This window comes from Clavibacter sp. VKM Ac-2872, from assembly GCF_015351105.1.
GTDB lineage: Bacteria > Actinomycetota > Actinomycetes > Actinomycetales > Microbacteriaceae > Clavibacter.
In genome coordinates this window covers 1,071,316-1,094,444 of record NZ_JADKRR010000001.1, presented here as the reverse complement: position 1 = coordinate 1,094,444, position 23,129 = coordinate 1,071,316, and the positions used below count along the sequence as shown (strand labels likewise).

At 74.1% G+C, this 23,129-nt stretch carries 19 protein-coding genes; 9 read left to right on the top strand and 10 right to left on the bottom strand.

From position 1 onward, the window contains the following. Positions 1–2: 2 nt before the first annotated feature. Together ITJ40_RS05185 and ITJ40_RS05180 are read right to left on the bottom strand one after the other, a co-directional pair. The gene (locus tag ITJ40_RS05185) at positions 3–641 is read right to left on the bottom strand and encodes a hypothetical protein (protein WP_194666055.1); all 639 of its coding nucleotides are present in this window, start codon (positions 639–641) and stop codon (positions 3–5) included. A gap of 69 nt (positions 642–710) precedes the next feature. Continuing rightward, on the bottom strand, positions 711–1,316 hold the full coding sequence (locus tag ITJ40_RS05180) for a hypothetical protein (protein WP_194666054.1): 606 nt from the start codon (positions 1,314–1,316) through the stop codon (positions 711–713). Between the two features lie 391 nt (positions 1,317–1,707). Here ITJ40_RS05180 and ITJ40_RS05175 point away from each other — a divergent pair, with 391 nt between their 5' ends. After that, positions 1,708–2,106 carry an Rv3235 family protein gene (locus ITJ40_RS05175; RefSeq protein ID WP_370531995.1) on the top strand — a complete coding sequence of 133 codons (399 nt, stop codon included), beginning with the start codon at positions 1,708–1,710 and terminating at the stop codon, positions 2,104–2,106. A 118-nt stretch (positions 2,107–2,224) separates the two neighbouring features. On the opposite strand, the gene secA is transcribed toward ITJ40_RS05175, so the two are convergent. The 6 genes from secA to mtrA all read right to left on the bottom strand — a co-directional run bounded on the left by secA (position 2,225) and on the right by mtrA (position 10,998). Further along, a complete protein-coding gene (secA, locus tag ITJ40_RS05170; protein ID WP_194666052.1) occupies positions 2,225–5,050 on the bottom strand; it encodes a preprotein translocase subunit SecA in 2,826 nt (941 codons plus the stop codon). Positions 5,051–5,249: 199 nt separating this feature from the next. After that, entirely contained in the window at positions 5,250–5,939 is a 690-nt protein-coding gene (hpf, locus tag ITJ40_RS05165) for a ribosome hibernation-promoting factor, HPF/YfiA family (protein WP_194666051.1), read from the bottom strand. A gap of 154 nt (positions 5,940–6,093) precedes the next feature. Then, positions 6,094–6,900: a phosphoribosyltransferase family protein gene (locus ITJ40_RS05160; RefSeq protein ID WP_194666050.1), complete on the bottom strand. Its 807-nt coding sequence runs from the start codon at positions 6,898–6,900 to the stop codon at positions 6,094–6,096. A 61-nt stretch (positions 6,901–6,961) separates the two neighbouring features. Next, positions 6,962–8,695 carry a lipoprotein LpqB gene (lpqB, locus tag ITJ40_RS05155; protein WP_194666049.1) on the bottom strand — a complete coding sequence of 578 codons (1,734 nt, stop codon included), beginning with the start codon at positions 8,693–8,695 and terminating at the stop codon, positions 6,962–6,964. Continuing rightward, complete coding sequence (gene mtrB, locus ITJ40_RS05150) at positions 8,679–10,313, bottom strand: MtrAB system histidine kinase MtrB (protein ID WP_194666048.1); 1,635 nt, start codon at positions 10,311–10,313, stop codon at positions 8,679–8,681. Before mtrB ends, lpqB begins: the two co-directional genes overlap by 17 nt. A gap of 4 nt (positions 10,314–10,317) precedes the next feature. Then, on the bottom strand, positions 10,318–10,998 hold the full coding sequence (mtrA, locus tag ITJ40_RS05145) for an MtrAB system response regulator MtrA (RefSeq protein WP_194666047.1): 681 nt from the start codon (positions 10,996–10,998) through the stop codon (positions 10,318–10,320). Between the two features lie 110 nt (positions 10,999–11,108). Between mtrA and ITJ40_RS05140 the strand changes: the two genes are divergently transcribed. Genes ITJ40_RS05140 through ITJ40_RS05120 form a run of 5 tightly spaced genes read left to right on the top strand, consistent with a single transcriptional unit; the run spans position 11,109 to position 16,582 of the window. Further along, the gene (locus tag ITJ40_RS05140) at positions 11,109–12,368 is read left to right on the top strand and encodes a hypothetical protein (protein ID WP_194666046.1); all 1,260 of its coding nucleotides are present in this window, start codon (positions 11,109–11,111) and stop codon (positions 12,366–12,368) included. Further along, positions 12,365–13,051, top strand: coding sequence for a DUF4129 domain-containing protein (locus tag ITJ40_RS17405; protein ID WP_194666045.1), 687 nt, complete (start codon positions 12,365–12,367; stop codon positions 13,049–13,051). The genes ITJ40_RS05140 and ITJ40_RS17405 overlap by 4 nt, the downstream gene beginning before the upstream one ends. Next, complete coding sequence (locus ITJ40_RS05130) at positions 13,048–14,310, top strand: DUF4350 domain-containing protein (protein ID WP_194666044.1); 1,263 nt, start codon at positions 13,048–13,050, stop codon at positions 14,308–14,310. Before ITJ40_RS17405 ends, ITJ40_RS05130 begins: the two co-directional genes overlap by 4 nt. Beyond that, positions 14,307–15,260, top strand: a complete 954-nt coding sequence (locus ITJ40_RS05125) for a MoxR family ATPase (protein ID WP_194666043.1) — start codon at positions 14,307–14,309, stop codon at positions 15,258–15,260. The genes ITJ40_RS05130 and ITJ40_RS05125 overlap by 4 nt, the downstream gene beginning before the upstream one ends. A gap of 14 nt (positions 15,261–15,274) precedes the next feature. Further along, positions 15,275–16,582: a DUF58 domain-containing protein gene (locus ITJ40_RS05120; RefSeq protein WP_194666042.1), complete on the top strand. Its 1,308-nt coding sequence runs from the start codon at positions 15,275–15,277 to the stop codon at positions 16,580–16,582. A gap of 21 nt (positions 16,583–16,603) precedes the next feature. Here the strand turns inward: ITJ40_RS05120 and ITJ40_RS05115 are convergent, their stop codons facing one another. Further along, complete coding sequence (locus ITJ40_RS05115; RefSeq protein WP_194666041.1) at positions 16,604–17,239, bottom strand: TetR/AcrR family transcriptional regulator; 636 nt, start codon at positions 17,237–17,239, stop codon at positions 16,604–16,606. A gap of 229 nt (positions 17,240–17,468) precedes the next feature. On the opposite strand from ITJ40_RS05115, the gene ITJ40_RS05110 reads away from it, so the two are divergent. Both ITJ40_RS05110 and ITJ40_RS05105 read left to right on the top strand, forming a co-directional pair. Then, complete coding sequence (locus tag ITJ40_RS05110) at positions 17,469–18,644, top strand: MFS transporter (RefSeq protein ID WP_228511812.1); 1,176 nt, start codon at positions 17,469–17,471, stop codon at positions 18,642–18,644. A gap of 53 nt (positions 18,645–18,697) precedes the next feature. Then, entirely contained in the window at positions 18,698–21,169 is a 2,472-nt protein-coding gene (locus ITJ40_RS05105; protein WP_194666040.1) for a glycoside hydrolase family 3 C-terminal domain-containing protein, read from the top strand. A 52-nt stretch (positions 21,170–21,221) separates the two neighbouring features. Here the strand turns inward: ITJ40_RS05105 and ITJ40_RS05100 are convergent, their stop codons facing one another. Then, positions 21,222–22,217, bottom strand: a complete 996-nt coding sequence (locus ITJ40_RS05100; RefSeq protein ID WP_194666952.1) for a stage II sporulation protein M — start codon at positions 22,215–22,217, stop codon at positions 21,222–21,224. A 16-nt stretch (positions 22,218–22,233) separates the two neighbouring features. On the opposite strand from ITJ40_RS05100, the gene ITJ40_RS05095 reads away from it, so the two are divergent. Next, positions 22,234–23,103: an RDD family protein gene (locus tag ITJ40_RS05095; RefSeq protein ID WP_194666039.1), complete on the top strand. Its 870-nt coding sequence runs from the start codon at positions 22,234–22,236 to the stop codon at positions 23,101–23,103. Positions 23,104–23,129 lie beyond the last annotated feature (26 nt).

The window sequence follows — 23,129 nt, the reverse complement described above, 5'->3', positions numbered from 1 at the left end:
GATCAGGCCCCCGCATCGCCGACGGGCACGAGCGTCATCTGGTCACGCGCGTCGGTGGAGGAGAGGACAGCCGCCACGTCCTCACGCGGCACGGTCAGCTGCACCTGGGTGTGGTCCTGGTCCGCGACGAAGCCCTCCGGGCGGATGACCTGCGTGACGGTGGCTCCTGAGACGATGACGCGCGGCGCGTCGTAGGCGTTCGTGCCCGAGCCCTTCGCCGCGGCCGCCCAGATGTCGACCACCGTGCCCGGCGCGACGAGGTGGTCGGCACCCGCGGACGTGGGGATGACGACCGATGCGGTGGTGCGCGCATCCGCCGAGGAGAGCGATGACCGCGGCACGAGCTCGCCGGCGCCCACGAAGCGCGTGACGACGAACCCGTCGGCCGAGTCCGGGGAGACGTAGAGGTCGGCGGCGCCGTCGATGCGGACGCGCACGGGCACGAGGTCGGAGGCGTGGACCGTGGTGCCCGCGTCGAGTGCGGAGCCCGCGGCCATGACGACCACCGAGGAGTCCGCGGAGCGCAGGAGCGCCACCACTCCCCCTGTCGACACGAGGACCAGGACCAGCCCGACGATGAAGCGGGGATCCAACCAGACGGGACGGCGCGCCGGACGCGCAGGACGAGGGGTGGGAGGCATGCCGGTCAATGTCGGGGACGGCGCACACGGGCGTCGCGCGTTGTCCACATGCTGTCGCGACGCGCGAGATCAGACGCGGACGAGGACGATCCCGGCGAGAGGGACCAGCCGGTACCCCGAGACGGCCGACTCCCGGCGAGGCGCGCCTGCCTCGTGGACCGCCACGTCGACGTGGTCGCGGGCGACGCGATCCAGCGTGCCCCCGACGACGGTGTCACGGAGCCGCAGCTCGACGCGTGCACGACGTCGGCAGAGGTCGCGGAGGACGAACGGCAGCCCGATCCGATCGACGATGCCGCGCTCGGGCGGGAGCTCCGCGACGGGTGCGAGGCTCGCCCGAACCTGCTCCCGATCCAGGGCGAGCGCGTTGATGGAGGAGAGCGGGAGGATGCACGCCCGCTCCTCACGCGACGGCGCATCGCCCGGGAGGGTCAGCTCCCCCGAGAGCCAATCGCGTCCGAGCACCTTGGCCCGGAGGTCGATCCACGTGCCGTCCGACAGGGACAGGCGCAGCGGTCGCGCCTGATCGGACGAGGTGAGCGCCCTCAGGCGGTCGCGCATGACGGTGCGCGCCACGCGCATGCGCTCCTCCTCGGCGCGCTGGTCCCGTTCCTCCGCGAGCCGGGCCGTCTCCCACTGGCCCTCGAGGTCGTCGAAGAGGTTCTCCCACCTCATCGGTCGCCGGCCCTCGGCATCCGGAGGGCGCGGCGCGGCGGCGGGGACGGCTGGCACATCCGGCTCACCTTGGGTCCCTTCCTTGAGATCCGCTCTCAGTTCTCCACATCTTGTGCCCTGGACGTGCGCCGAGCCTCTCGCACTGTCACAGTTGACCAGTCATCGTGGTCCCCCCGATCGGGGGGGAGCACCGGGATGGGAGTGACGCATGAGTGAAGCAGTGCCACGGGAGGATCTCCCTGACCGCCGGAGCACCGTCGCCGGGAATGCCGAAGGCGCCTCGACCCGTCGGTCCGGTGATCGGAAGGCCGCAGCAGCGACCTCGCAGGCCACGAGCGCATCGGTCGGTCCGGCCGCCGCGCCGGCGGCGACCGCCACGGTCCGGGGCACGGTGCGCAAGCGCTTCGACGTCGACGACTTCTTCGGACGCCAGCCCTGCAGCAGCCAGGATCTCCCCCCGTCGGGTCCGCTGCTCGAGAACCTCACCCGCTGCGTCATCGAGATCCTCGCCGGAGCGCGCGAGCTCGACCAGATCGCCCGCTGGGTCAGCGACGACGTCTACCGCCACCTTCTCAAGCGCGTGGTCCTCAGCGCGCGGGCCCGGCGCACGAAGGGGCAGTCGGTGACCCGTCCGGTGTTCACCATCGGCACGGTCACGTCGTTCTCGCCCCGGGACGGGGTCATCGAGGCCGTCATCGTGGTCCACGGTCGCGCCCGAGCGCGCGCGGTCGCCATCCGGCTGGAGGGCCTCGACCGACGCTGGCGCGCGACGGCCATCAACGTCCTCTAGCAGTCACTCCTCGCACGACGAAGGGCGCACCTCCCGCGGGAGGTGCGCCCTTCGCCGTGCTCTCAGCCCTGGAGCCGGACCCGGGCCGACGAGATCGCCGTCGGCCCGGGCAGGAGGGCTACTTGCGCCGGTCGGCCTTGCGGCGCTCCTCGCGGTTCTGCGGAGCCGACGTGGAGGCGCCGGTCGGCTGGCCGAAGGCACCGCGGGCGGGCGGACCCTGCGGGGTCTCCGGCTCGTCCTCGCCGACGAGCACGGCATCCTCCGCCTGCTGGTCCTTCTGCGCCTTCGCCGTCGCCGCCTTCTCGATCTGCCCGCGCTGGTTGCGGACCTCGACACCACCGTCGTCGGTCGGCGCGGTGTAGCGGAGCTTGTCCGCGGTGGCCTGGTTCGCGGCGAGGCCCTTCGCCTGGATGCGCGGGCCGACGGACTCGGCATCCACCGGAGCCTGCACCTCGACCTCGAGGTTGAACAGGAAGCCGACGGTCTCCTCGCGGATGGCCCCCATCATCTGCTGGAAGAGCGCGAAGCCCTCGCGCTGGTACTCGACCAGCGGGTCGCGCTGGGCCATGGCGCGGAGGCCGATGCCGTCCTTCAGGTAGTCCATCTCGTAGAGGTGCTCGCGCCAGCGGCGGTCGATCACCGAGAGCACCACGCGGCGCTCGAGCTCGCGCATCGCGGCCTCGCCGAGCTGCTCCTCGCGCTTCGAGTAGGCCAGCTTCGCGTCGGACAGGATCTCGCGGCGGACGAAGTCGCGGTTGACGCGGCCCTTGCTGCCGGCCTCCGTGATGACCTCGTCGATGGTGATGGATATGGGGTAGAGCGTCTTGAGCTCGGTCCACAGCGCGTCGAAGTCCCAGTCGTCGCCGTTGCCCTCGCCGATGTGGGAGTCGAGCACGTCGTCGATGACGGCCTCGAGGAAGCGCTGCGAACGCTCCTGGAGGTCGTCGCCCTCGAGGATGTGACGGCGGTCGCCGTAGATGGCCTCGCGCTGGCGGTTGAGGACGTCGTCGTACTTGAGGACGTTCTTGCGGATCTCGGCGTTGCGCGCCTCGACCTGCCCCTGCGCGCTGCGGATGGCGCGGCTCACGACCTTCGACTCGATGGCCACGTCGTCCGGCACGCTGTCGCGGCCCATGAGGCTCGCGGCGGCGCCGTTGTTGAACAGGCGCATGAGGTCGTCGGTCAGCGAGAGGTAGAAGCGGCTCTCGCCGGGGTCACCCTGACGGCCGGAGCGGCCGCGGAGCTGGTTGTCGATGCGGCGGGACTCGTGGCGCTCGGTGCCGAGGACGTAGAGGCCGCCGGCCTCGATGACCTTCGCGGCCTCCTCATCGACCTCGGCCTTGACCTGGGCGAACACGTCGTCCCACTCGGTCTCGTACTGCTCCGGCGTCTCGACGGGGCTCAGCCCGCGCGCGTTCATCGCGGCCACCGCGAGGAACTCCGCGTTGCCGCCGAGCATGATGTCGGTGCCGCGGCCAGCCATGTTGGTGGCGACCGTGACGGATCCGAGGCGTCCGGCCTGCGCGACGATGGCGGCCTCGCGCGCGTGGTTCTTCGCGTTGAGGACCTCGTGGCGCACGCCCTTCTTCGCGAGGAGCTTGGAGAGGTACTCGCTCTTCTCGACGCTCGTGGTGCCGACGAGGACGGGCTGGCCCGCCGCGTGGCGCTCCGCGATGTCCTCCACGACCTGCTCGAACTTCGCCTTCTCGTTCTTGTAGATGAGGTCGGACTGGTCCTTGCGCTGCATGGGCCGGTTCGTGGGGATCGGGACGACGCCGAGCTTGTAGGTGCTCATGAACTCGGCAGCCTCGGTCTCGGCCGTTCCCGTCATGCCCGACAGCTTCTTGTAGAGGCGGAAGTAGTTCTGCAGCGTCACGGTGGCGAGGGTCTGGTTCTCGGCCTTGACCGCGACGCCCTCCTTGGCCTCGATGGCCTGGTGGATGCCCTCGTTGTAGCGACGGCCCATGAGGATGCGGCCGGTGTGCTCGTCGACGATGAGCACCTCGCCGTTCATGACGACGTAGTCCTTGTCCTTCTTGAACAGGGCCTTGGCCTTGATCGAGTTGTTGAGGAAGGAGATGAGCGGGGTGTTGGCCGACTCGTACAGGTTGTCGATGCCGAGGTGGTCCTCGACCTTCTCGATGCCGGCCTCGAGGACGCCGACCGTGCGCTTCTTCTCGTCGACCTCGTAGTCGACCTCGGGCACGAGTCGCTTGGCCACGTTGGCGAACTCCGTGAACCAGCGGTTCGCGTCGCCCGCGGACGGGCCCGAGATGATGAGCGGCGTGCGGGCCTCGTCGATGAGGATGGAGTCGACCTCGTCGACCACCGCGAAGAAGTGGCCGCGCTGGACCATGTCGGCCGCCTGCCACGCCATGTTGTCCCGCAGGTAGTCGAAGCCGAACTCGTTGTTCGTGCCGTAGGTGATGTCGGCGGCGTACTGCTCGCGGCGCTGCTGCGGGGTCTGGCCCGCGAGGATGACGCCGGTGGTCATGCCGAGGGCGCGGAACACGCGGCCCATGAGCTCGCTCTGGTAGCTCGCGAGGTAGTCGTTGACCGTGATGACGTGGACGCCGCGCGAGGCGATGGCGTTGAGGTACGCCGGCAGCGTGGCGACGAGGGTCTTGCCCTCGCCCGTCTTCATCTCGGCGATGTTGCCGAGGTGGAGGGCCGCGCCGCCCATGATCTGGACGTCGAAGTGGCGGAGGCCGAGCGTGCGCCGGGAGGCCTCGCGGACGGCGGCGAAGGCCTCGGGGAGGAGGTCGTCGAGGGACTCGCCGTAGGCGTGGCGCTCGCGCAGCTCGACGGTCTCGTTCTTCAGCTCCTCATCCGTGAGGTGCGTGAAGTCCTCCTCGAGCTGGTTCACGGCCTTCGCGTAGTTCTGCAGCTTGCGGAGCGTGCGCCCCTCGCCGACGCGAAGGACCTTCTCGAGTACTGAGGCCATCGGTGTCTCCCTGCGTAGATGGGCGGGCGCCGGATGACGACGACCGCCGTGACGGCGCGCGGATGTCGCCGCCGACGAGCTTCGCCATAGTACCGGCTCGTCCGGCGCCGTTGCCGGGAGCGACCTGACCCGCGGGCCCCGCGTCACGCACGAGGCCCCGCACGCCGGAGCGTGCGGGGCCTCGTGCGGAGGATGCGGATCAGCGGCGGAGCGACCGGGATCCCGCGCCTGCTCCCGCGAGCTCCTGCTCGCCGTCGGCCAGCCCGATGACGCCGTAGTCCCAGCCCTTGCGGCGGTAGACGACGCTCGGGCGGTCGGTCTCCGCGTCGATGAAGAGGAAGAAGTCGTGTCCGACGAGCTCCATGTGCTCGAGGGCCTGGTCGACGGTCATGGACTGCGACGGGAAGACCTTGGTGCGGATGACCACGGGGCAGTAGTCGTCCTCGTCGACCGGCTGGTCGACCGGGGCGACGCTCTTCCCGTTGACGCGCTCGATGAGCTCGGCGTCGGCCGGGTCGAGGTCGATCTGCGCGAAGCCCTCGGTGGCGGCCTCCTGCAGGGACACGGGGCGGTGGTTGCCGCGGTGGATCTTCTTCTTGTCCTTGGCGCGGCGCAGCCGTTCGAGCATGCGCCCGAGGGCGAGGTCGAAGGCCGCGAACTTGTCGGCGGCGCTGCTCTCGGCGCGGATCACGGGGCCAGGGCCCACGAGCGTGATCTCCACGCGATCGTCCCCGGCGGATCCGCCGGACTTCTCGCTGTGGCGCGAGACCTTGATGTCGAGAGAGATGGACTTCTCGGCGAGCTGGACGATCTTGTCGGCCTTCTCGGTGGCGTACACGCGGAATCGGTCGGTGATCTCCGCGTTGCGGCCGGTGATGTTGATGTCCATGACGTACCTCCAGATCATGACGCGTCGCCCGCTGGAAGAGGGCGATCACTTTCACGCCTTTCGGGCGAGCCTAGACCTCGGGCTCCTCGCAGCGCGAGGCATCCGGCGGGTGGACCGCGAGCGCATCGGACATGCACAGGGAGCGACGGGTCGGTCAGCGGGTGCGCGGCTCCTCGGCGGCCGACCGGTCGGGGACGGCCGCGAGGACCGCGCACGCCACGACGTCGCCTCCCGCGGCACGGACGGCGCGGCAGGTCTCGCGGAGGGTGGCCCCGGTGGTGAGGACGTCGTCGATGACGAGGATCCGGCGGCCGGTGAGGTCGATGCGCGCCACGAGGCAGCCGTCCACGTTCGCTGCGCGCGCCGCCACGCCGAGACCGGCCTGGTCGGCGGGCCGGCGGGTGAAGCGGAGCGGGTGGCGCCGCAGCCCGGGCACGCCAGGAGCGCGCAGCGGGACGATGCCGGCGCGGGCGAGCAGGACCTCGACGGGCGCGTAGCCGCGTCGGCGGAGGGAGGCCGCGGTCGAGGGGACGGGGATCGCGTCGAGGGGCCGCGCGGGGGCGGCGGGGTCGGCCCCGCGCTCGGCGACGGCCAGGGCCGCGCGGACGGCGCCGATCAGGGTGGGCGCCATGGCCCGCGCGGCGTCCGTGCGGCCGTCCTCCTTGAGGCCGGACAGGAGCGCGGGCCAGGGCGGGGCGTACGCGCTCCCGGACCCGACCGGCACGACGCGGGCGGGCACACGTCCGCGGGGCGCGGGGACGGCGGGCAGCGCGAGAGCCCGCACGACGGGCGCGGACGGGATCGCGGCCCGGCAGGCCGGGCACACGGCGCGGTCGGGGGCGCCGCAGCCCGCGCAGGTCACCGGGGCGACGACCGCGAGGGCGTCGAGCAGGGCGGAGCGGAGCGCGGACGGGACGCGGACGGACGGGGAGGCGGCGGGCCGGCCGGGCACGGGGATCACGCGCGCAGGGTCGCACGCGCCGGGCCCGTCGTCGGCGGCCGGGGCGGATCCGTGGAGGGGTTCAGCGCTTGGTCGCCACGAACGAGACGCCGGTCGCCGTCTGCTGCCAGGTGCTGCCCCGCGGCGTGAGCAGGGCGCCCGCGCTCGTGAGGACGCGCAGGCCGCTCTCGTCGTTGGCGCCGGTGATGGAGACGCCGTCGGCCGCCGACCCCATGTCCTTCGACGGACCGCCCACCTGGTGCATCTCCACCTGGCGCTCGCCGTCGGGCGCGAGGGTCAGGGTGGCGACGTCGAGCTCGTCGACCCACGTCGCGTCCAGCGGGGTGCCGGGCGACGCCAGGAGCTCGAGCGGGGCCGTCGTGAGGGAGGTCGGGACCCCGCCGTCGCGCACGATCGACGCGACGAACAGCTGCGGCCCCGCGCCCGTCTCGAGCTGGACGAGCACGCGGGCGCCGTCGCGCGCGACCTCGAGGGAGACGACGCGGCCGGTGGCGGTCCAGCTCACGGCGACGGGGTGGCCCACGCCGTCGGGGCCCCACGCGACGAGCCCGCGGGGATCCGAGGCGGGCGTCGACCAGACGAAGCCCTGCGCGTCGAGGGACGGCGCGACGAGGCCGGGCCGCGTGTCCAGGAGGACGGCGTCGCGGTCGCCGTCGCCGACGGACCACACCCCGGACGCGTTCCGCACCGCGGCCTGCTGCCCGTCCGCGCTGAGCGTGGCGGCATCGGCTCCGAGGGCCGTCACGCGCGTGCCCAGCGTCCCGAGCGGCGCGACCTCTCCCCCGCCGAGGTAGCCGAACGCGCCCTGCGCGAGGACCAGCGGGCGCGACTCGGCCTGCGGGTCCTTGACGGGGCCGCGGCCGCCGAGGTCCGGCACGGTGAGGGGCGTGCCGTCGACGAGCATCTGCACGTCGAGCACGGACGGGATGTTGGAGAGGCTCTGGCGCAGCTGAAGCTTCATGCGCTGCTGGGTGACGGAGTCCGCCGCGCGCGCCTCCGTCGACAGGTCCACCTGCGGCGTGCCGCCCGCCGTCGTGACGGCCGAGGACGCCAGCCGCGTGCCCTCGGGGAAGGCCGTGACGACCGCGGGCTGGGACAGCCACGGCGACGGGCCCTGGAGGAGCGACTTGACGATCCGCGTGCTGACGCTCTGGGACGCGCGCGTGACGAAGAACCGGAGGTCGGGCACGAGGAACGAGAACGTGGGGTCGAAGAAGTAGAGGGCGTGCGCGCTGAAGATCTCGCGGAAGTAGGTGGAGCGCAGGGCGATGCCGTCCGGTGCCTTCGCGATGCGCCACTCGCCGCGCTCCTGGACGAGCTGGAAGGACAGGCGCGTCTCCTGGTCGCTGCCGACCTCGCGGTAGTGGCCCTGCCCGTCGACCGTGGCGATGGTCGTGACGGAGTAGCTGTAGGTGCCGTCGACCTCCTCCGAGGTGCTGGCCTGGCCCTCCCACACGACGACGCTCGCGAACGGATCCCAGCGCGACGCGAAGTCGGACGAGAGGAACTGGCGCGCGACGCCGTACTGGTCGGCGGAGCTCGTGGCGGCGTCGACGAACCCGGCGATGACGTCGTCCGGGCCGTCGCCCGCCTGCGGGCCGTCCGGCTGGTAGCTGACGCCGGACTCGTCCGTGACGGTGGCGGGATCGCCCTCGGAGACGGGGCCGCCGGACGGGATCGAGACGCAGCCGGCGAGGAGCACGGCGCACGCCGCGACGAGCGCGACGGCGGCCGCGCGCCGGGGGCGGCGGGGGGCGCGGCGCGGACGCGGGCGGGGATCAGGTGCTGGGGACACGGGCGTCCTCCTCGTCGGCGCGGTCGTCGGCAGGGTCGTCGGGCGGCAGCGCGACGGGCGAGCCCTCGAGGGGGACGTCGGGGCGCCGGGGCAGGGTCAGGCGGAAGCAGGATCCCTCGCCGGGCCGCGACCAGAGCTGCAGCCAGCCGTGGTGCAGGTTGGTGTCCTCCAGGGAGATGGCGAGGCCGAGGCCCGTGCCGCCCGTGGTGCGCTGGCGCGACGGGTCCGCCCGCCAGAACCGGTCGAAGACGTGGCCCATCTCCTCGTGCGTCATGCCGACGCCGTAGTCGCGGACGGCGAGCGCGACGGCGTCCCGGTCGCTGTCGACCGTGATGACGATCGGTCGGCCCTCGCCGTGGTCGACGGCGTTGCCGACGAGGTTGGTGACGATCCGGCGCACGCGGCGCGCGTCCATCTCGGCGTCGAAGTAGCCGCCTGGGGCGACGAGCCGGAGCTCCGAGCCCTTCTGGGCGGCGAGGCCCTCGAACTCCTCGATGGAGTCCTCGACGAGCCGGACGAGGTTGGTCGGCTCGGTCACGAGGTCCACCGCGCCCGCGTCGAAGCGGCTGATCTCGAGCAGGTCGGCGAGCAGCGTCTCGAACCGCTCCACCTGCGTGTGCAGCAGCTCGGCGCTGCGGGCGGCAGGCGGGCTGAAGTCCTCGCGGAGGTCGTAGAGCACGCCGCCCGCGAGCCGGATCGTGGTGAGCGGCGTGCGCAGCTCGTGCGAGACGTCGGAGACGAAGCGCTGCTGCAGCTGCGAGAGGTCGGCGAGCTGCGTGATCTGCGACTGCAGCGAGTCGGCCATGCCGTTGAACGAACGGGCGAGGGTCGCGATCACGTCCTCGCCCTTCACCGGGAGGCGCTCCTCGAGCTGCCCGGCGGCGAGCTTCTGGCTGGTGTCGGCGGCCACGCGGATCGGAGCGACCACGAGCCGCACCACGAGCCACGCGATCGCCCCGATGAGCACGATGAGGAAGAGGAACGCGAGGAGGATCGTGCCGGCCACGAAGTCGAGGGTCTGCTGGATGTCGCCCAGGTCGTAGACGAGGTACAGCTCGTAGCGGCCGGCCGAGGGGATGTCGATGCTCGAGCCGACGACGATGCCGGGGCTCGTGGCGCCCTGGTCCCCCACCGGGATGGCCACCGACTGCCACTGCTGCGTGCCCGTGCCCGCGCCGACCGCGCGGCGGAGGTCCGCGCTCAGGAGGCTGTCGACGTAGTCGGCGGTGGACGCGTTCTGCAGCACGTTGCGCGCCTCCGTGCCGGGCGTGCGGCGGAAGGCGAAGTCGGAGAGGTTGATGGCGCTGCCGCGCAGCTCGTCGAAGACCTGCGTGCGGAGCTGCTCGAGCTCGGTCTGGTCCGAGGCGTCCGAGGAGGTGAACTGCTCCTGCATCCGGCTGGTGGCGCTGTTCGACTGCTGCAGCACGGTGTCGAGCCGCTGGCGGAAGAGGTCGCTCGAGATGCTCTGGGTCATGAGCACGCCGATGAGCAGGACGGTGACACCCGAGAGCGCGACGGTGATGAGGACGGTGCGGAACTGGAGCGACACCGACCAGATCCGGGTGAGGCGGCGCGGCCACGACCTCCAGTCGACGAGCCACACGGGCAGCGGGCGCATGGGGCTAGGCCGCTGCCCCCGCGCGGTAGCCGACGCCGCGGACGGTCATGACGATGCGCGGGTTGTCGGGGTCGTCCTCGACCTTCGCGCGCAGGCGCTGCACGTGGACGTTGACGAGGCGCGTGTCGGCCTTGTACTGGTAGCCCCACACCTGCTCGAGGAGCATCTCGCGCGTGAACACCTGCTGCGGGCGGCTGGCGAGCGCGTGCAGGAGGTCGAACTCGAGGGGCGTGAGGTTGATCCGCTCCTCGCCGCGGCGCACCTCGTGCCCCTCGACGTCGACCACGAGGTCGCCGACCTGCAGGAGCCCGGGCGACGCGGCGGCCGCGGGGCGCAGCCGCGTGCGGATGCGGGCCACGAGCTCCTTGGGGTTGAAGGGCTTGACGATGTAGTCGTCGGCGCCGGACTCGAGTCCCTTCACGACGTCGGCCGTGTCGGACTTCGCCGTGAGCATGATGATGGGGATGCCCGACTCGGCCCGGATGAGGTCGCACACCTGGATGCCGTCGAGGCCCGGGAGCATGAGGTCGAGGAGCACCAGGTCGGGCTTCGCGTCGTGGAACGCGGCGAGCGCCTGGCCGCCGTCCGCGCAGAAGGAGGGCTCGAAGCCCTCGGTGCGCAGGACGATGCCGATCATCTCGGCGAGCGCGGTGTCGTCGTCGACCACCAGGATCCGTGCTGTCATCTGAACGTGTTCCCTGTCCTCGGAACCCCCAGGGTAGCCGGTGGATCCGCCCGGATCGGCGGGAGACCCGGCGCGGGACATCGCGCGCCGCCTGTGGGAGGCTGGCGAGCGTGACCGATGACCAGAGCTGGCAGGCCCCGGGCGGCGCTCCGTCCGGTCAGGGAGGGTCCCCGGATCCGGATCGCACGCCGGGGGACGCGGGACACGCGGCCCCGCCGGCGCCCGGATCGCCCGGCGCTCCGGCGTACGCTCCCCCGCCCGGTGGAGGCTTCCCGCCGCCCGGCTGGGGAGCCGCGCCCGGCTGGACCCCGCCGCCGAAGCCCGGCCTGCTGCCGCTGCGGCCCATGGGCCTCGGCGCCATCCTCGCGGGCTCGTTCCAGACGCTGCGACGGAACCCCGGCGCCACGGTCGGCAGCGCCCTGCTGATCCAGGGGCTGGTCGGCGTGATCACCCTGGTGATCGTCGGCGGGGTGACCGGGTTCGTCGTCACGCGCATCTTCTCCGCCCGTGAGGCGGACCAGGGGCCGCTCATCGCCGGCGGCGTCGCGGCGGTCGTGATCGCCGCCGTCGTCACGCTCGTGCTGTCGATCGTCGCCTCGGCGTTCCTGCAGGGCGTCGTCGCGAGCGAGGTGGCGCGCGGCACGCTCGGCGAGCGGCTGCGCATGCGGGCGCTGTGGCGCCTGGCCCGGCCGCGGATCGTGCCGCTCGTGCTGTGGAGCCTCTCCCTCACGGCGGCGTGGACGCTCGTCCTCGCGGCGCTCGCCGGCATCGTGGTGCTGCTGGTGCTCGCCGGGGGTGCGGGCATCGTCGCGGGGATCCTCGTGGGTGTGCTCGGGGTGATGGGCCTCGTGGTCGTCTCCGCCTGGATCTCGACGCGCCTCGCCCTCGTGCCGAGCGCCATCGTGATCGAACGGCTCCGGCCGCTGGCGGCGGCCCGGCGGTCGTGGTCGCTCACCCTCGGCTCGTTCTGGCGCGTGCTCGGGATCCTGCTGCTCACCGCGGTGATCGTGTCCGCGGCCGCCAACGTGGTGACGGTGCCGCTGACGCTGCTCACCTCCATCCTGCAGACGGTGCTCTTCCCGAACGGGGAGCTCGACTTCCAGACGTTCGACGCCTCCGTCGTCTTCTACATCGGCGCGCAGCTGCTCTCGCTCGTGGTGAGCGTGGTCGTGGGGAGCATCGGCGCGGTCGTCACGTCCGCGAACGCGGCGATCCTCTACATCGACCTGCGGATGCGGCGCGAGGGGCTCGACCTCGAGCTCGCGCGCTTCGCCGAGGAGCGCGCGGCCGGCGCCGGGTCCGCCACCGGTCCGGACGCGCGCGACCCCTACACCGCGCCCGCGGGCGCCCCCGGCACGGGACGCGCGTGATCGCCTCCCCGCTCCTCACCGCGGTCGCGCACGCCGCCGCGGTGCCGCTCGACCCGGACGCCGACGACGGGCGGCGCCTCCTCCTCGACGAGCTCGCCAAGCCGGAGTACGAGGCGGCCAGGCCGAACGCGCTGGACCTCGCGGCGCAGGCCGTGGGCGACTGGATCGCCGGGCTGATCGGCGGGGCGGGCGGCGGACTCGCCGACCTGGCGCCCGTGGTGATCGCGGTGCTCGCGCTCGCCGTCGTCGTGGTGGCCTTCCTCGTCTTCGGGGCGCCGCGCCGGGACCGCGGGCGGGCGGCCGCGCGCGGCGACGGGCTGTTCGGCTCCGACGACCGGCGCTCGGCCGAGGAGCTGCGCCGCGCGGCCGAGGCGTCGCGGCGGGCGGGCGACCTCGCGGCGGCCGCATCCGACCTCTTCCGCGCCATCGCCAGGGAGCAGGCCGAGCGCACGATCGTGGCCGTGGATCCGGGCACCACCGCGCGCGGGTTCGCCCGGCGCGCGGGATCCGCGCATCCGGCCCACGCCGCCCGCCTCCTCGTGGCCGCCGACGACTTCGACGCCGTCCGGTACCTCGGCCGACCGGGCACCGAGGAGATGCTCGACCGGCTGTCCGATCTCGACCGCGACCTCCGCACGGCCGTGCCCGTGCTGCACGAGCCCGTGGGCGCGGGCCAGCGGTGAGCGTCCCCGCGCCCGCGGCCGCTCCCCCCGGCCTCGCGACGCCCGAGACCCGGACGCCGCGGCAGGCGCTCCGCCGGGCCGGCACGTGGATCGCGCTGGCCGCCCTCGCCGTGATCGTCGCGCTGGCATCGCTCGCGGTCTCCGGCGCCGCCCGGCAGGGCGACGCCCTCGCGCCCGACAACCCGGCACCGGGAGGCACCCAGGCGCTCGCCCGGGTCCTCCAGGCGCAGGGCGTCGAGGTCACGCTCGCCACCACGCTCCCCGCGGCCCGGGCCGCCGTCGGGGACGGCGACGACGCGACGCTCGTGCTGGGGGCGACCTCCGACCGCCTCGACGACGACCGGCTCGCGGAGGTCGGCCGCCTCTCCACCCGGACGGTGCTGCTGGCACCCGACTTCCGCACGCTGCAGGCCATCGCGCCCGACGTCGCGGCGGGCGGCGCGGCCGAGTCCGCCGACCGGGCGCTCGACGCCGGCTGCGCTCTGCCGGCCGCGCGGGCCGCGGGATCCGTGCCCGACGACGCGCCCGTCTTCCGGTACCTCGGCGACGACGCGGCGGACGCCGTCGCGTGCTTCCCGGACGACACCGGCGACGCGTTCGCGCTCCTCCAGGTGCCCGCGACGCTCGCGGCAGGCGGCACCGTGACCGTGCTCGGCGCGGATCCGATCCTCACCAACGACCGCATCGCCGAGCAGGGCTCCGCCGCCCTCGCCCTGGGCGTGCTCGGCGAGCGGCCCCGGCTCGTCTGGTACACGCCGTCGCCCGACGACGCGGCGGGCGACGCGCCCCCCACGCTCGGCGAGCTCACGCCCGGGTGGGTGACCCCGGCGATCCTGCTGCTGGGCGCCGCCGCCCTCGCCGCCGCCGTGTGGCGCGGACGCCGCTTCGGCCCGCTCGTGGTGGAGCGGCTGCCCGTCGTGGTGCGCGCCGACGAGACCGCGGAGGGCCGCGCGCGGCTGTACCAGCGGGCGGATGCGCGCGGCCACGCGCTCGACGCGCTGCGCGTGGGCACGGTCGACCGGATCGCCACGACGCTCGCGCTCGGCCGCCTCGCATCCGTCGACGACGTGGTGGCCGCATCGGCCGCGACCCTCCGCGAGGACCCCGCCGGGATCCGCGCCCTGCTCCTCGACGACGCCCCTCGCACCGACCGCGACCTCGTCGACCTCGCCGGGCGCCTCGCCGCCCTCGAGCGCCGCGTGGCCCGCGCCGCCGACCCGACAGACCCCACCGACCCGACCAGGAGAATGGATCCATGACCGACGACCTCCGCACCAGCCTGCTCGCCGTCCGGACCGAGGTCGGGAAGGCCGTCGTCGGCCAGGACGGCGCCGTGACCGGCATGATCATCGCCCTCCTCGCGCGCGGCCACGTGCTCCTCGAGGGCGTGCCCGGCGTCGCGAAGACGCTGCTCGTCCGCGCGCTCAGCGAGGCGCTCCGCCTCGACACCGCGCGCGTGCAGTTCACGCCCGACCTCATGCCGGGCGACATCACCGGATCCCTCGTCTACGACTCCCGCGAGGGCGCGTTCTCGTTCCGCCGCGGGCCGGTGTTCACGAGCATCCTGCTGGCCGACGAGATCAACCGCACGCCGCCCAAGACGCAGTCGGCGCTGCTCGAGGCGATGGAGGAGCGGCAGGTCACGGTCGACGGCGAGAGCCACGCGCTGCCGGATCCCTTCCTCGTCGCGGCCACGCAGAACCCCGTCGAGTACGAGGGCACGTACACGCTGCCCGAGGCGCAGCTCGACCGCTTCCTGCTGAAGCTCGTGCTCGACCTGCCCGAGCGCGAGGCCGAGGTCGAGGTGCTCCGCCGGCACTCCACGGGCTTCGACCCGCGCGACCTCCAGGCGGCGGGCGTCCGGCCCGTGCTCGACGCCGACGGGCTCCGTCGCGCGCAGGCCGCGGTGCGCGAGGTGCGCGTCGGCGCCGACGTGCTCGCGTACATGGTCGACCTGGCGCGGGCGACCCGCCGCTCGCCGTCGGTGCAGCTCGGGGTGTCGCCGCGCGGATCCACGAGCCTGCTCGCCGCGAGCCGCGCGTGGGCGTGGCTGAGCGGCCTCGACGCCGTGACCCCCGACCACGTGCAGGAGATGGTGCTGCCCGTGCTCCGCCACCGCATCGCGCTGCGGCCCGAGGCGGAGCTCGAGGGCGTGTCCGTCGACGCCGTGCTCCGCGGCGTCATGGCGCAGGTGCAGGTGCCGATCTAGTGGCGCGCCGCTAGATGGCCCTCACCGGACGCACGGTCGCGCTCCTCCTCCTGGGGATCGCGCCGCTCGTCGCGCTCGGCGACGGCTCGGACGCGGCCTACGCGCTCCTCGCGGGCTGGATCCTCCTGGTCGCCCTGCTCGTGGCGACCGACCTGGCGCTGGCCGCGAGCCCGCGCCGGGTGGCGCTCGAGCGCGTGCTGCCCGCGCGGATCCGCCTCGACGAGACCGGCGAGAGCGTGCTGCTCGTGACGAACCGCGGATCCCGCACCCTGCGCGGCGTGGTGCGCGACGCCTGGCAGCCGTCCGCGGGCGCGTCCTCCACGCGCGACCGGGTGCGGATCCCCGCCGGCGAGCGCCGCGCGATCCGTCTCTCCCTCACGCCGACGCGCCGCGGCGAGCGTCGCACCGAGCGCGTCACGATCCGCGCGCACGGCCCGCTCGGCCTCGCCGCGCGCCAGGCGACCCTGCTCTCCCCGGGCGCCGTCCGGGTCCTGCCGCCGTTCCGGTCGCGCCGCCACCTGCCATCCCGGCTCGCCCGCCTGCGCGAGCTCGACGGCCGGACCGCGCTCATGGTGCGCGGGCAGGGCACCGAGTTCGACAGCCTGCGCGACTACGTGCGCGGCGACGACGTCCGCTCCATCGACTGGCGCGCGACCGCACGCCGACAGGACGTGGTCGTCCGCACCTGGCGGCCCGAGCGCGACCGGCGCGTGGTGCTCGTGCTCGACACGGGACGCACGGCCGCGGGCCGGATCCGGGACGAGACCCGGCTCGACACCGCGTTCGAGGCGTCGCTGCTGCTCGCGGCGCTCGCCACGCGCGCGGGCGACCGCGTCGACCTCGTGGCCCACGACCGCCGCGTCCGCGCGCGCGTGCGGGCGGGATCCGGCGGCGACGTCGTCTCCCGCATGGTCGACGCGCTCGCGCCCGTGGAGCCGGAGCTCCTCGAGACCGACTGGACGGCGGTGCCCGCGCTCGTGCGCCGCATCGTGTCGCAGCGCTCGCTCGTGGTGCTGCTCACCGCCATCGACTCCCCCGGCAGCGCGCGTGCCCTCCTGCAGGTGCTGCCGCAGCTGACGCGCACGCACCACGTGCTGGTGGCCGCGGTCGTGGATCCCGGTCTCGCCGAGCGCGCGGCCGACCGCTCCGGCCGCGCCGCCGTGTACCGCGCCGCCGCCGCGGAGCGCGCGCTGCTCGACGTGGCGCGCGTCGAGGCGGCGGTGCGCCGGCTCGGCGCGGACGTCGTCACGGGGGCCCCGGCCGACCTGCCGCCCGCGCTGGCCGACCGCTACATCCGGCTGAAGGCGACCGGGCGGCTCTGAGGCGGAGGCCGAGGCCGGCGGTCAGGCGGTCGCCGCGGCCGGATCCGCCGACGGCACGGGGAGCGCCCCGCCGCTGAGCGCGCGGATCGCCCGCTCGAGCGCGTCGCGCATGTCGATCTCGGGGCGGTAGCTCCACTGCAGCTGCAGACCGTCGCTCACCGCGACCGCGACGCGCGCGAAGGAGTCGGGGTCGAGGCCAGCGGGCAGCTGCACCCCGAGGGCACGCACCTGCGCGGCGACGGATCCGACCACGCGGTCGTACCGGTCGGCGATGTAGGAGTGCGCCGGATGCTCGGCGCCGGCCGCGTCGACGACCAGGCGCGAGTACAGCGCGACGAGGCCGGGCGTGTCGGCGTTGTGCGAGCTCGCGCGCAGGAGCATGCCCACCATGTCCGCGGGATCCCCGTCGGGCACCGCCTCGCGGTAGTCGGCGGCGGAGTGGGCGTCGCGCTCCTCGAGCACCGCGGCGATGAGCGCCTCGCGCGAGTCGAAGTAGTGCAGGACACCGGCCTTGCTGATGCCCACGGCGTCGGCGATCTCCTGCAGCGACGACGCGGAGTAGCCCCGCTCGGCGATGAGGGCGAGCGCCGCCTCGAGGATCTCGCGGCGCCTGGCCGCGCCCTTGGCGTAGCGGCGGGGGCCCTCGTCGACTGCCATGGCTCGACCCTAGCGATCGATGAGGGCCCTCAATACCTACCGTAGGTCGGTTTCGCGTGCTACCGTCGTGCCGTTCCGCCGACGAGGGCGGACGGGAACCTGGAGGCACCGTGGCCGACGCAGTCCGAGATCAGCAGTCCGAGATCAGCAGACCGAGGGCGCGTCGCGCGCCCGCGCAGGAGACCCCGACGGCACCCGTCCCCCCGGATCCCGTCGCGCCGAGATCGGGATGCCCATCGCGCTGCTCGGGCTGTTCGTCGCCCTGCTGCCGCCGATCATCGTGTCGCTCGCGCTCAAGGTCGCCGAGGTGGCGCCCGGCAGCACGGCGGGCACGCTCAGTCTCGTCCTGGGCCTCGGCGCGCTCGTCGCCCTCGTCGTGAACCCGCTCGCCGGCCGCCTCTCCGACCGCACGCCCGGCCGCTTCGGCATGCGCCGCCCGTGGATCATCGGCGGGGTCGTCCTCGGCTACGGCGCGCTGCTCCTGCTCACGCAGGCGACCACCGTGCTCGCGCTCGTGGGCGCCTGGATGCTGGTGCAGGGCTGCTTCAACGCCGCCATCGCCGCGCTCATCGCCGTCATGGCCGACTCCGCCCGCCCGCGCAACCGCGGCCGGGTGGCCGCCGCGATCGGCGTCGCGCAGAACGGATCGCTCGTGGTCGGCACCTTCATCGTCCAGCTGTTCACCACCACGACGCAGCAGGTGCTCGTGCCGGGCGCGATCGGCGTCGCCGTGGTCGTCGTCTTCGCGCTCGTCTTCCGCGACCGCGTGCTCACCGAGCGGCCGACCACGCGCCTCGGCGTCAAGGAGGTGCTCGGGTCCTTCGTGTTCGACCCGCGTCGCAACCCCGACTTCGGTTGGGCCTGGCTCATGCGCTTCCTCCTCACGGCCAGCGCCGTGACCGCCACGAACTACCTCGCCTTCTACCTCATCGACGACCTCGGGGTCGCGCAGGCCGACGTCGCGAACGCCGTGTTCGTCTCGACGCTCTTCAACGTGATCGGCGTCGTCGCCACCACCTTCGTGGCCGGCTGGCTGAGCGACCGGCTGGGCCGCCGCAAGGTCTTCGTGGCCGCCGCGGCCCTCGTCGCGGTCGTGGGCCTCGTGATCCTCGCCCTCGCGCCCAGCCTCGCCGTCGTCTACGTCGCGCAGCTCGTCATCGGCGCGGGCATCGGCTCGTTCTACGCGGTCGACCTCGCCCTCATCACCGACGTGCTGCCGAGCGACCAGGACAACGGCAAGGACCTGGGCGTCGTCAACATCGCGCAGGCGCTGCCGCAGTCGCTCGTGCCCACCGCCGCGAGCGGCGTGGTGGGGATCGCCGGCTACCCCGGCCTCTTCCTCGCCGGCGCCGCGGCCGGCGTGCTCGGCGCGGCGGCCGCCTTCCGCGTGAAGGGCGTCCGGTGACCGCCGGACGCGAGCAGGATCGACCGGACGCCGACGTCACCCGAGGAGCACCCATGGACCCGCACGACACCACCCCGCTCGACCCCGCCACCGCCCGCCTCGAGGAGCTGGCCGCGCGCCTCACCCTCGAGCAGAAGGTGCAGCTGATCACCGGCCGCGACTTCTGGACGACCTGGCCCGTGGAGGGCATCGGCCTCCGTCGCATGCTCGTCTCCGACGGCCCGAGCGGCGTGCGCGGCGAGGTCTGGGACGAGCGCTCCCCGTCGCTCAACCTGCCGTCGGCGTCCGCGCTGTCCTCCAGCTGGGACACCGGGATCGCCGCGCGCTACGGCCGCGCCTCCGCGGTCGAGGCGCGCCGCAAGGGCGTCGACGTCGTGCTCGGCCCGACCATCAACCTGCACCGCTCCCCCTACGGCGGCCGGCACTTCGAGGCGTTCAGCGAGGATCCGCTGCTCACCGCCGACCTCGCCGCCGCGTACGTGCGCGGGGTCCAGGAGAACGGCGTCGGCGCGACGCCCAAGCACTACGTCGCCAACGAGTACGAGACCGACCGCTTCACGGCGGACAGCGTCGTGTCCGAGCGGGCGCTGCGCGAGCTGTACCTCGCCGCGTTCGAGAAGGCCGTCATCGAGTCGCGCGCCTGGCTCGTGATGAGCTCGTACAACTCCATCAACGGCACGACCTCCACCGAGAACGACCTGCTCGAGACCCCGCTCAACTCCGAGTGGGGCTTCGACGGCGTGGTCGTCAGCGACTGGACGGGCGTCCGCAGCGTGGACGCCGCGCGCGCCTCGCAGGACCTCGAGATGCCCGGCCCCGTCGGCGCGTGGGGCGACGCGCTCCTCGACGCCGTGCGCGACGGCCGCGTGCCCGAGGCCGACCTCGATCGCAAGGTGATCCGCCTGCTGCGCCTCGCCGCCCGCGTCGGAGCGCTCGAGGGATTCGACGCCGTCGCCCCCGCGCCCGTCGAGGTCGAGGACGGCGTCGCGTTCGCGCGCACGGCGGAGGCGGCCGGCACGGTGCTCGTCCGCAACGAGGACGCCGCCCTGCCGCTGGACGCGTCCGCGCTCCGCACCGTCGCCGTCATCGGCCACAACGCCGTCGAGGCGCGCACGCAGGGCGGCGGCAGCGCGACCGTCATCCCGGAGCACGTGATCACGCCGCTCGACGGGATCCGCGACGCCCTCGGTGACGGCGTGGAGGTGCGGTACGCGCGCGGCGCGGTCGTGCAGAACGGGATCCAGGAGCTGCCGCTCGCGGAGATCCGGAACCCCCGCACGGGCGAGCCCGGCGCCCTCGTGCGCTTCCTCGACGCCGACGGCCAGGAGATGTTCACGGAGGACCGCCGGGCGACGACCCTCATGTACTTCGGCGGCGACGCGCCCACGGGCACGGCGGCGGTCATCGAGATCACCGCGCGCTGGACCCCGCCGACGACGGACGAGGTGCTGTTCGGCTTCAGCGCCACCGGTCGCGGCCGCCTCTTCGCCGACGGCGAGCTGCTCCGCGAGGACGGCGCCGCGCCCATCGGCATGGACCTCGGCGCGAGCCTCCTGTCCCCGCCCTCCATCTCCGCGCCCCTGCAGACGACGGCGGGCCAGCCGGTGGATCTGAAGGTCGAGTTCGAGCTGACCAGCGCGCCCGGCGGCCTCGCGGGCATCCTCGGCATCACGGTGGGCCTCGAGGCCGACGAGTCGGAGCCCGAGCGCATCCTGGACGAGGCCGTCGCGGCCGCGACCGGCGCGGACGTCGCGATCGTCGTGGTCGGCACCAACGCGCAGGTCGAGTCCGAGGGCTTCGATCGCGAGACCCTCGCGCTCCCCGGCCGCCAGGACGAGCTCGTGCGCCGCGTCGCCGCCGCGAACCCGCGCACGATCGTGGTCGTCAACTCCGGATCCCCCGTGCTCCTCCCCTGGCGCGACGACGTGCAGGCGCTGCTGCTCGCCTGGTTCGGCGGCCAGGAGTTCGGCGGCGCCCTCGCCGACGTGCTGTTCGGCGCCGTCGAGCCGGGCGGCCGCCTCCCCACCACCTGGCCCGCGACCGAGGAGGACGTGCCCGTCCGCTCCGTCACGCCGGTGGACGGCAAGGTGGTCTACGACGAGGGGATCCACGTCGGCTACCGCGCGTGGCTCCGCTCCGGCGCGACCCCCGCGTACCCGTTCGGCCACGGCCTCGGCTACACGACACACGAGATCGACGACCTGCGCGTCGCCGAGGACGGCAGCGGCGGGATCACCGCGACCGTCCGCGTGACCAACACGGGCGACCGCGCCGGCAAGCAGGTCGTGCAGGCCTACCTGTCGCGCGACGGATCCGCGGTCGACCGTCCGGTGCGCTGGCTCGCGGGCTTCGCGTCCGTCGAGCTCGCCGCGGGCGCGTCCGCCGAGGTGGACGTCGCGATCGGCGCGCGGACCTTCGCGCACTGGGACGGCGGCTGGCAGCGCGAGCCCGGCGCGTTCCGGCTGCACGTGGGCACCTCGGTGACGGCGACGCCGCTGGAGGCCGAGGTGGATCCGGCGGCCTGACCGGCGCAACCCGCACGACCCGCGAGGCGGGCGGCGCGGCGGATCCCGCGGCTCAGCCCGCGACGATCCGCCGGCCGCCCGCCTCGAACTCGTCGAGGTCGCCCGTCGCGCCCGCGCGCGCCGCCCGGCCGCCCACGACCACCATGTAGAAGAGGAACGCCCCGAGGGCGACCGCGCCGATCGCGATCTTGAGCGGCACGGGCCACGGCTGCGGCGTCACGAAGCCCTCGATGATCCCGGAGACCAGCAGCACGAGCACGAGCCCCATCGCCACCGTGATGAGCGCGCGCCCGTCCTCCGCGAGCGCCTGCCCGCGCGTGCGGGCGCCGGGGGCGATCCACGCCCACGAGATGCGCAGGCCCGCGGCGGCGGCCACGAAGATCGCCGTCAGCTCCAGCAGGCCGTGCGGGAGGATGTAGGAGAAGAACGTGTCGCCCTCGCCGTAGGAGAACATCACCGCGGTCGTCGTGCCGAGGCCCTGCGCGTTCTGCAGGATGACGTACGGCACCCACAGGCCCGTGATGCCGAAGGCGACGCACTGCGCGGCGATCCACGCGTTGTTCGTCCAGACCTGGCCCGTGAACGAGGCCGCCGGGTTCGCGCTGTAGTAGTCGATGAAGTCGTCCTCGACGTACTTCCGCAGGTCGGCGTCGCTGCCGAGGCTGGCGATCATCGACGGGTCGCGGAGGATCCAGGTGGCGTAGAGCGCGACGATCGCGACCGTGACGAGGGCGACCGCGAGCGTCAGCCAGCGGATCCGGTACAGCGCAGCGGGCAGGTCGACGGCGAAGAACGCGGGGATGCGCGACGCGACGTTGGTCGTCTGCCCGGTGAAGCGCATGCGGGCCCGCGAGAGCGCCACCGAGAGCCGGTCGCCCTGCGCGGTCGATCCGGCCGCCGCCTGGATCGCGGACAGCTCCGCCGCGCCCGCCTGGTACCGGTCGACGAGCTCGTCGGCGTCGGGTCCGGTGAGACGGCTCCGGCCCGCGAGGCGGGCGAGCCGGTCCCAGTCGTCCCGGTGGGCGGCGGTGTAGGCGTCGAGGTCCATCTGCTTGACTATATGCATGGCGGCAGCCGACGCGCACGACCCGATGCTCTCGGACGGTCCCGACGCGCTCGTGGTCGGCGAGGCCGTCGCCCTCGACGTCCGTCCCGCGGGCTTCGTGCTGCGGGCCGCGGGCGCCGCCATCGACGTGATCGCCTCCCTGGTCGTGGGCCTCCTGCTCCTGCTGCTGATCGGGCGGCTCGCCGAGGCGGGCCTCCTCGACGGCGCGTCCGGCGCCGCCGCGGCCATCGCCGCCATCGTGCTCGCGATCGTCGTGCTGCCGGTGGTCGTGGAGGTCGCGTCACGCGGCCGGTCGCTCGGGCGGTGGGCCGTCGGCGCGCGCATCGTGCGGGCGGACGGCGGCGGCATCGGACTCCGGCACGCGGTGGCCCGGGCGCTCGTCGGGATCCTCGAGATCTACCTCACGCTCGGCGGGCTCGCCGCGCTCGTGGGCCTCCTCAGCCCACGCGCCCAGCGCCTCGGGGACCTCGTGGCCGGCACCCGCTCGCAGCACGAGCGGGTGCCCGCGTATCCGGTGCCCCTGCCGCCCGTCCCGCCGCACCTCGTCGCGTGGGCGTCGGAGGCCGACGTCGGGCGCCTGCCGGACGCGCTCGGCCGCCGACTCGCCCGCTTCCTCGCCCAGCGCACCTCCATGACGCCGGCGTCCCGCGCGCGCCTCGCGGCGGAGCTGGCGAACGAGGCCGCGGTGCACGTGTCGCCCCTGCCCGCCACGGATCCCGAGTCGTTCGTCACGGCCGTCGGCGCCGTCCGCCGGGAGCGCGAGCACCGCGCGCTGATGCTGGAGCGCGACCGCATGGCGTCGCTCGAGCCGATCCTCGCGGGGCTCCCGCACGGGTTCCCGGCGCGCGGCGGATCCACGCCCGGCTGAGCCGCCGGACGCGACGACGCCGCCCG

What these genes read in the sequence shown, in the direction of transcription:
- ITJ40_RS05185 (WP_194666055.1), bottom strand. Translation starts at nt 641, where the DNA reads ATGCCTCCCACCCCTCGTCCTGCGCGTCCGGCGCGCCGTCCCGTCTGG.
- ITJ40_RS05180 (WP_194666054.1), bottom strand. Translation starts at nt 1,316, where the DNA reads ATGAGGTGGGAGAACCTCTTCGACGACCTCGAGGGCCAGTGGGAGACG.
- secA (WP_194666052.1), bottom strand. Translation starts at nt 5,050, where the DNA reads ATGGCCTCAGTACTCGAGAAGGTCCTTCGCGTCGGCGAGGGGCGCACG.
- hpf (WP_194666051.1), bottom strand. Translation starts at nt 5,939, where the DNA reads ATGGACATCAACATCACCGGCCGCAACGCGGAGATCACCGACCGATTC.
- mtrB (WP_194666048.1), bottom strand. Translation starts at nt 10,313, where the DNA reads ATGCGCCCGCTGCCCGTGTGGCTCGTCGACTGGAGGTCGTGGCCGCGC.
- mtrA (WP_194666047.1), bottom strand. Translation starts at nt 10,998, where the DNA reads ATGACAGCACGGATCCTGGTGGTCGACGACGACACCGCGCTCGCCGAG.
- ITJ40_RS05125 (WP_194666043.1), top strand. Translation starts at nt 14,307, where the DNA reads ATGACCGACGACCTCCGCACCAGCCTGCTCGCCGTCCGGACCGAGGTC.
- ITJ40_RS05120 (WP_194666042.1), top strand. Translation starts at nt 15,275, where the DNA reads ATGGCCCTCACCGGACGCACGGTCGCGCTCCTCCTCCTGGGGATCGCG.
- ITJ40_RS05115 (WP_194666041.1), bottom strand. Translation starts at nt 17,239, where the DNA reads ATGGCAGTCGACGAGGGCCCCCGCCGCTACGCCAAGGGCGCGGCCAGG.
- ITJ40_RS05110 (WP_228511812.1), top strand. Translation starts at nt 17,469, where the DNA reads ATGCCCATCGCGCTGCTCGGGCTGTTCGTCGCCCTGCTGCCGCCGATC.
- ITJ40_RS05105 (WP_194666040.1), top strand. Translation starts at nt 18,698, where the DNA reads ATGGACCCGCACGACACCACCCCGCTCGACCCCGCCACCGCCCGCCTC.
- ITJ40_RS05100 (WP_194666952.1), bottom strand. Translation starts at nt 22,217, where the DNA reads ATGGACCTCGACGCCTACACCGCCGCCCACCGGGACGACTGGGACCGG.
- ITJ40_RS05095 (WP_194666039.1), top strand. Translation starts at nt 22,234, where the DNA reads ATGGCGGCAGCCGACGCGCACGACCCGATGCTCTCGGACGGTCCCGAC.